The organism is Psychromonas sp. SR45-3 (assembly GCF_014163575.1).
In the GTDB taxonomy this organism is placed as follows: Bacteria; Pseudomonadota; Gammaproteobacteria; order Enterobacterales; family Psychromonadaceae; genus Psychromonas; species Psychromonas arctica.
This window is the reverse complement of the sequence record NZ_JACJDP010000133.1, coordinates 1-233: the sequence shown is the minus strand read 5'-3', so window position 1 is coordinate 233 and position 233 is coordinate 1. Positions and strand designations below refer to the sequence as shown.

At 47.6% G+C, this 233-nt stretch carries 1 rRNA gene; it reads left to right on the top strand.

Annotated elements, in window-relative coordinates:
• Positions 1-115: ribosomal RNA gene (locus H5084_RS19420) — 16S ribosomal RNA — on the top strand; the annotation flags it as partial.
• Positions 116-233: the final 118 nt, after the last annotated feature.

The window sequence follows — 233 nt, the reverse complement described above, 5'->3', positions numbered from 1 at the left end:
CAGAAGTCATTAGCTTAACCCTTCGGGGATGGCGATGACCACGGTGTGGTTCATGACTGGGGTGAAGTCGTAACAAGGTAGCCCTAGGGGAACCTGGGGCTGGATCACCTCCTTACGTAAAGAAAGACATCAACAAGCCTTACGGTGAATTTGCTTAGGCAAATAAACCTACCGGCCAAAGTTTTTGCTTCGCAAATACTTAGCGAGTGCCCACACAGATTGTTTGATTAGAA